This is a genomic window from Streptomyces sp. (assembly GCF_050698815.1).
Lineage (GTDB): Bacteria > Actinomycetota > Actinomycetes > Streptomycetales > Streptomycetaceae > Streptomyces.
Window position 1 is genome coordinate 1 of the sequence record NZ_JBOHCV010000410.1, and the last position, 5,873, is coordinate 5,873.

Below are 5,873 nucleotides of genomic sequence, written 5' to 3' on the forward strand. Positions count from 1 at the left end.
GGATCGAGCGCGACCCCGCAGCGTACGAGGGCAGCGTCCTGTTCCTGGACACCTCCGAGGACATGCCCAGTGCCCGGGAGGTCTTCTGGATCCTGCGCAGCATGGGCGAACGCGGCCTGCTGGCCCGTTTCGACGCGCTGCTGATGGGCCGCGCCAAGGCATGGTCCTTCCAGCAACCCAACCAGGCAGCGGACAAGAGGCGTTACGCCGAGGAGCAGCGCGATGCGGTGCTGCGCGCGCTGGCGGCGTATGCCCCGGACGTCATGGCCGTCTTCGACGTGGATCTCGGGCACACCGATCCGCAGCTGGTGATTCCGTATGGCGGCCTCGTACGAGTGGACGGCCTGGCGCGACGCATCGCTGTGACGTACCGACCTACTGGCGCACAGCCCACCGACGTACCGACCCACGCCCCGCCGAACTGCCCTACGACCCCGACCCGGCCACCGACCCGGCCACCGTCCCGTCGAGCACCCCGAGCTCGTCGGCCAGGATCAGGTACATCCCGTGCGACCAGAGCAGCGGAGTGGCATTCGGTCCCCAGCGGTCAAGCCACTCCTGCTCCCGCTCCGGCGCCAGCCGCAGCCCCTCGGGAGCCTGTTCGGGCAGCAGCCCCTCCGCCGTGAACTGGCTCTCGATCCAGCGGAGTTGCCGCTCCGCGTCCGCCCGGCGCCCAGTACGGGCGTAGTGCCAGCCGAGCAGGGCTGCGAGTACGGGCCAGCGTCCGCCGCCGTAGAAGGTATCGGCGCGGTAGCGGTAGACGCCGCCCTCGTGCAGCAGGTCCCGCTCGACGGCGGCCAGCGTCCGCTCGGCCAGCTCACCGTCGGCCAGCTCGAACGGGGTGAGCGCGGAGAGCAGGCTCGAGTCCACCGCGTCGGGGCCGCCCAGCCACTTGTTCAGGTGTCCGTCGCGCACCCCCTCCCGCCGTACGGTCGCCGCGATCTCCTCGGCCGCGTCACGCGCGCGCTCGGCGGTGTCCCCCTCGACCAGCCCGGCATCGACGGCAGCTCGCAGTCCGGCCTCCGAGGCGGCCAGCGTGTTCCCGTGCCGCTGCTCGCTGTCCTCCTCCCACCAGTCGAAGCAGGGCGTGTTCCAGGAGGCGGCGAGGTACTCGCACGCGAGCCGGGCGGCCTCCCGGAAGGGAGCGGGATCGGCGGAGTGCCGCCGCAGGTGCGTGACGAGGAGGTGCAGCCAGGTGCCGTACCCGTCCAGCTGGAAGTTCCACCAGCCGGTGTCGCCCTCATCGGCGCCCTCCAGGGTGTAGCGGGCGGGGAGCCAGTCGCCGGCGGCGGGCGTACCGCCCGAGCGCAGAGTGTCCACGATGCGCTCGATACGTTCGGCACGGGCGGTCAGCACCCGCGCGCACCAGTCGTGGAAGGCGCGGGCGCTGTCGGTCGCACCCGCGCGGTCGGCTCCCTCGGCGATGAACGCGCCGTCCCGGAACCAGGAGTACCCGTAGACCTCGAAGGTCGGGCAGGCCGGGTAGCCGCCGCTGGGGTGCTGATGGCGGAGGATGACGTCCACCGCCGCCCGGCGGGTGCCCGGTGCGGCTGCCGCGGCTGCTCCAGCTGCCTCATCTGCTCCAGCAAGTGGTCGGTTCGGATCGGCAACCATCGTGGTCGTGCTCCCATGTATGCGCTTTCAGAATGCCCGCCAGCGTAACCGACAGGTCCCTCGCGGGGGAACCATCAGCGCGACCATCGGCGCCCGTCAGTGATGGAACGCGGTCGCCTCCGACCGCGGGCGTCCCAACGGCCCCGGCTGGCTCCGCAATTCGGGCAGCAGCCGGCCGAGGTCCTCCATGAACAGGTCGGCGAGGTCCGCGGTGAAGCCGTTGCGGCACACCACCCGCAGCACGGACAGGTCCTGCCGGTTGGGCGGGAAGGTGTAGGCGGGCACCAGCCAGCCGCGTTCCCGCATCCGCCGGGACACATCGAAGACGTCGAAGCTCGTCACGTCCGGGGCGGTGGTGAAGGCGAAGACCGGGAGCTCCGTGCCGCGGGTCAGCATGCGGAAGTCCTCGGTGGCCTCGATCCGTTCGGAGAGCGAACAGGCCACGTCCCGTGCCGTCTGCTGCACGGCCCGGAAGCCGTCCCTGCCGAGCCGCAGAAAGGTGTAGTACTGCGCGGCCACCTGTGCGCCGGGCCGGGAGAAGTTGAGCGCGAAGGTGGGCATGTCGCCGCCCAGGTAGTTGACATGGAAGACGAGCTCCTCGGGCAGGGCCTCCGCCGACCGCCACAGCGCCCAGCCCACGCCGGGATACACCAGTCCGTACTTGTGCCCCGAGGCGTTGATCGACGCGACGCGCGGCAGCCGGAAGTCCCAGACCAGCTCCTCGTCCAGGAAGGGCGCGATCAACGCGCCCGACGCGCCGTCGACGTGCACCGGGATGTCCAGCCCGGTCCGCTCCTGCAGCGCGTCCAGCGACTGGCACAACTCCGCGACCGGCTCGTACGAACCGTCGAGCGTGGAACCGAAGATCGCCACCACGCCGATGGTGTTCTCGTCGCACAGCTCGGCCGCCGCCTCCGGATCGAGATGGAACCGGTCCCCGTCCATGGGGACCTGCCGGGCCTCGACCTCCCAGAAGGCGCAGAACTTCTCCCAGCACACCTGGACGTTCACACCCATCACCAGGTTGGGCTTCGCGCTGCCCGGGTAGCGGTCGCCGACGCGGTGGGCCCACCGGCGTTTGAGCGCCATCCCGGCGAGCATGCACGCCTCACTCGACCCGGTGGTGGAACAGCCGACGGCCGACGTCGGGTCCGGGGCGTTCCACAGATCGGCGAGCATCGCCACGCAGCGCTGCTCCAGCTCGGCGGTGCGCGGGTACTCGTCCTTGTCGATCATGTTCTTCTCGCGGCACTCCTCCATCAGCCTGCCCGCCTGCGGCTCCATCCACGTGGTGACGAAAGTCGCCAGGTTCAGGCGGGCGTTGCCGTCCAGCATCAGCTCGTCGTGTACGAGCTGATAGGCGGCCTCGGGCGCCATCGGACCGTCGGGCAACCGGCGGCGCGGCGTTTCGGCGTCCATCTGGCCGACGGGATCGGCCGCCCCGTAGAAGGGGTTGACCGACAGTCCCGTCCGTTCCGTACGGCCTGGGTCGGGGCGGCCCTTGTGCAGCGACATCGTGGTGGTGCCTTTCAGTCCGCGCCAATGGGAGTGCTTCCGTCGCGAACATACTGACCACCGCCGTCCGGGCCCGCCAGGCTGCTTCGGACGGCGGCGGGCGCGCGCACTGCCGCTTGCGGCCGACCCGCCGTAGGCGTCCACCGGCCGCCCCTCCGCGACATGAGGTGAGCGAAGCCGCTCGACCGGCACCCCCGCCTCCGGGTAACTGCCAGACGAATCAGCCGCACGGGCTGTATCTGAGAGGTGATTCCGTATATCTTGTTGCACATGCAGTCCTACACAATCGGTCAGGCGGCGCGGCTGCTGGGCGTCAGCCCCGACACGGCACGCCGCTGGGCGGACGCGGGGCGGGTGGCGACCCATCGCGACGAGGGAGGCCGCCGGCTCATCGAGGGCCGGGCGCTGGCCGAGTTCTCCGTCGAGCTCGCGCGAGCCGGAGGCGGCACCGGTCCCGGCGGCGGCGAGGAGGAGGACCCCTCGTACACCTCGGCCCGCAACGCCTTCCCCGGCATCGTCACCGCCGTCACGCTCGGCGACGTCGCGGCGCAGGTGGAGATTCAGGCGGGCCCGCACCGGCTCGTGTCGCTGCTGACCCGCGAAGCCGTGGAAGAGCTGGGCCTGGAGGTCGGCGTGGAGGCCACTGCCCGCGTGAAGTCGACCAGCGTGCACATCGACCGCACCTGACCCGAAGGAGTCTCCACCACCCATGTCCCGAGCCGCCCTCAGCAGCCGGCGCGCCACCGCCGCGATCGTGGCCGCCGCCCTCTTGATGCCGCTGGCCGCCTGCGGCACCGGCAACAGCACCGGCAAAGCCGACGGTGCGCCGAAGCCCGACCTGACGGTGCTGGCCGCCTCCTCTCTCACCGATGCCTTCAAGAAGGCAGGCGCGGCGTACGAGAAGGAACACGCGGGTACGCGCGTGAAGTTCTCCTTCGCCGGATCCCAGGAACTCGCCGCCCAGGTCGAGCAGGGCGCCCCCGCCGACGCGCTGGTGACCGCGGACCGCAGGACCATGGACGGGCTGAAGACCGAAACCGGCGCCCCCACCGTGATCGCGAAGAACCGGCTGGTCATCGCCACCCGCAAGGGCAACCCGAAGAAGACCGGCAGCCTCAGGGACCTGGCCGACCCCGGCCTGAAGGTCGTACTCGCCGCCCCCCAGGTGCCGGTCGGCCGCTACGGCAAGCAGGTACTGGACGCCCAGCAGATCGACGTCGAGCCGGTCTCCCAGGAGCCCAACGTCCGCGCCGTGCTGGGCAAGGTCGAACTCGGCGAGGCCGACGCGGGAATCGTCTACAAGACCGACGCCGCCACGGCCCTCGGCAAAGTCGACGCCGTCAAGATTCCCGACGACCAGAACGCCCTCGCCTCCTACCCCGCCGCGACCCTGAAGACGTCCCAGCACGCGGAGGCCGCCGCCGCGTTCGTGAAGTGGCTCAGCGGCCCCAGGGCGCAGAAGATCCTGCGGAGCGCGGGCTTCCAGCAGCCATGAGCCGTGCCCGCCCGCCCGTCGTTCTGGCCGTGCCCGCGCTGCTCGCGGTCGCGTTGCTGCTGCTGCCGCTGACCGGCATCCTGGCCCGTACGCCCTGGAGCGACCTCGGCACCCGGCTGAGCGCCCCCGGCGTCACCGAAGCGCTCAAGCTCTCGCTGCTGGTGTCGTGCTGGGCGCTCGGCCTCTCCCTCGTGCTGGGCGTGCCGCTGGCCTGGCTGCTGGCCAGGGTCGACTTCCGGGGCAAGGCGCTGGTGCGTTCGCTGGTCCTGCTGCCGATGGTGCTGCCGCCGACGGTCGCCGGTGTCGCCCTGCTGCTGGGCTTCGGCCGCCGCGGACTGCTCGGGCCCTGGCTGGAGGGCACCTTCGGCGTCATTCTGCCCTTCCACACCTCGGGCGCCGTACTCGCTGCGACGTTCGTCGCGATGCCGTTCCTGGTCATCAGCCTCGAAGGCACCCTCGCGGGTCTGCGGCCGAGCTACGAGGAGACGGCCGCCTCGCTCGGCGCCTCGCCGGTACGGGTGTTCGCCACCGTCACCCTTCCGATGGCCGCCCCAGGGCTGGCCGCCGGGGCGGCGCTGACCTGGGCCAGGGCGCTCGGAGAGTTCGGCGCCACCATCACCTTCGCCGGCAACCTTCCCGGCTCCACCCAGACGCTGCCCCTTCAGGTCTACCTCCTTCTCCAGGACCGGCCCGAGGCCGCCACCTCCGTCTCGCTGCTGCTGCTCGCGGTCGCCATGGCCGTCCTCATCGGCCTGCGCGGAAGCTGGGCCGGCGCGGGGGCGGGCCGGACCGGCCGGGCGCACGAACCGGCAGCCGCCTACTCCCCCGCACCACCCGAAGCCGAAGCCGAGGCCGAGGCCGAAGCCGCCACCGCCACCGCCACCGCCAAGTCACCCCCGTCGCCACCGTCCCCGTCCCCGTCCCCTTCCCCGCAGGAGCGCTGGCCCCTCCACGCCGACGTCACCGGCTTCAACACCGTCACCCTCGACGCCGGCCCCGGCACCACCATCGCCGTCGTGGGCCCCAACGGCGCCGGCAAGACCACCCTGCTGCGGGCGCTGCTCGGCCTCACCCCGCGGGCGCACGCCCGGCGGCTACGGCTCGGCGACACCGACGTCAGCGCGCTCCCCCCACACCGCCGCGGCGTGGCCTGGGTCCCGCAGGACGGCGCACTCTTCCCGCACCTCACGGCGCTCGCCAACACCGCGTACGGCCTGCGCACCCACGGCGTGCACCGGGCCGAGGCCCG

At 72.0% G+C, this 5,873-nt stretch carries 5 protein-coding genes and 1 pseudogene; 4 read left to right on the plus strand and 2 right to left on the minus strand.

Annotation, left to right across the window (positions count from 1 at the left end):
• A pseudogene (locus tag ACRDP3_RS14940) lies at positions 1 to 371 on the plus strand (LD-carboxypeptidase); the annotation flags it as partial.
• Between the two features lie 55 nt (positions 372 to 426).
• Here ACRDP3_RS14940 and ACRDP3_RS14945 read toward each other — a convergent pair.
• Together ACRDP3_RS14945 and ACRDP3_RS14950 are read right to left on the minus strand one after the other, a co-directional pair.
• Positions 427 to 1,524, minus strand: a complete 1,098-nt coding sequence (locus ACRDP3_RS14945) for a glycoside hydrolase family 15 protein (RefSeq protein WP_431517427.1) — start codon at positions 1,522 to 1,524, stop codon at positions 427 to 429.
• Positions 1,525 to 1,710: 186 nt separating this feature from the next.
• Positions 1,711 to 3,129: a glutamate decarboxylase gene (locus ACRDP3_RS14950; protein ID WP_431517423.1), complete on the minus strand. Its 1,419-nt coding sequence runs from the start codon at positions 3,127 to 3,129 to the stop codon at positions 1,711 to 1,713.
• 270 nt (positions 3,130 to 3,399) lie between these two features.
• Between ACRDP3_RS14950 and ACRDP3_RS14955 the strand changes: the two genes are divergently transcribed.
• The 3 genes from ACRDP3_RS14955 to ACRDP3_RS14965 form a co-directional block, all read left to right on the plus strand.
• Positions 3,400 to 3,816 carry a TOBE domain-containing protein gene (locus ACRDP3_RS14955; RefSeq protein ID WP_431517424.1) on the plus strand — a complete coding sequence of 139 codons (417 nt, stop codon included), beginning with the start codon at positions 3,400 to 3,402 and terminating at the stop codon, positions 3,814 to 3,816.
• 22 nt (positions 3,817 to 3,838) lie between these two features.
• Positions 3,839 to 4,624 (plus strand): molybdate ABC transporter substrate-binding protein, encoded by a 786-nt coding sequence (gene modA / locus ACRDP3_RS14960; RefSeq protein WP_431517425.1) that lies wholly within the window; start codon positions 3,839 to 3,841, stop codon positions 4,622 to 4,624.
• Positions 4,621 to 5,873, plus strand: a 1,253-nt coding sequence (locus ACRDP3_RS14965; protein WP_431517426.1) for an ABC transporter permease, incomplete at its 3' end; no start/stop codon positions are given. The genes modA and ACRDP3_RS14965, both read left to right, overlap by 4 nt.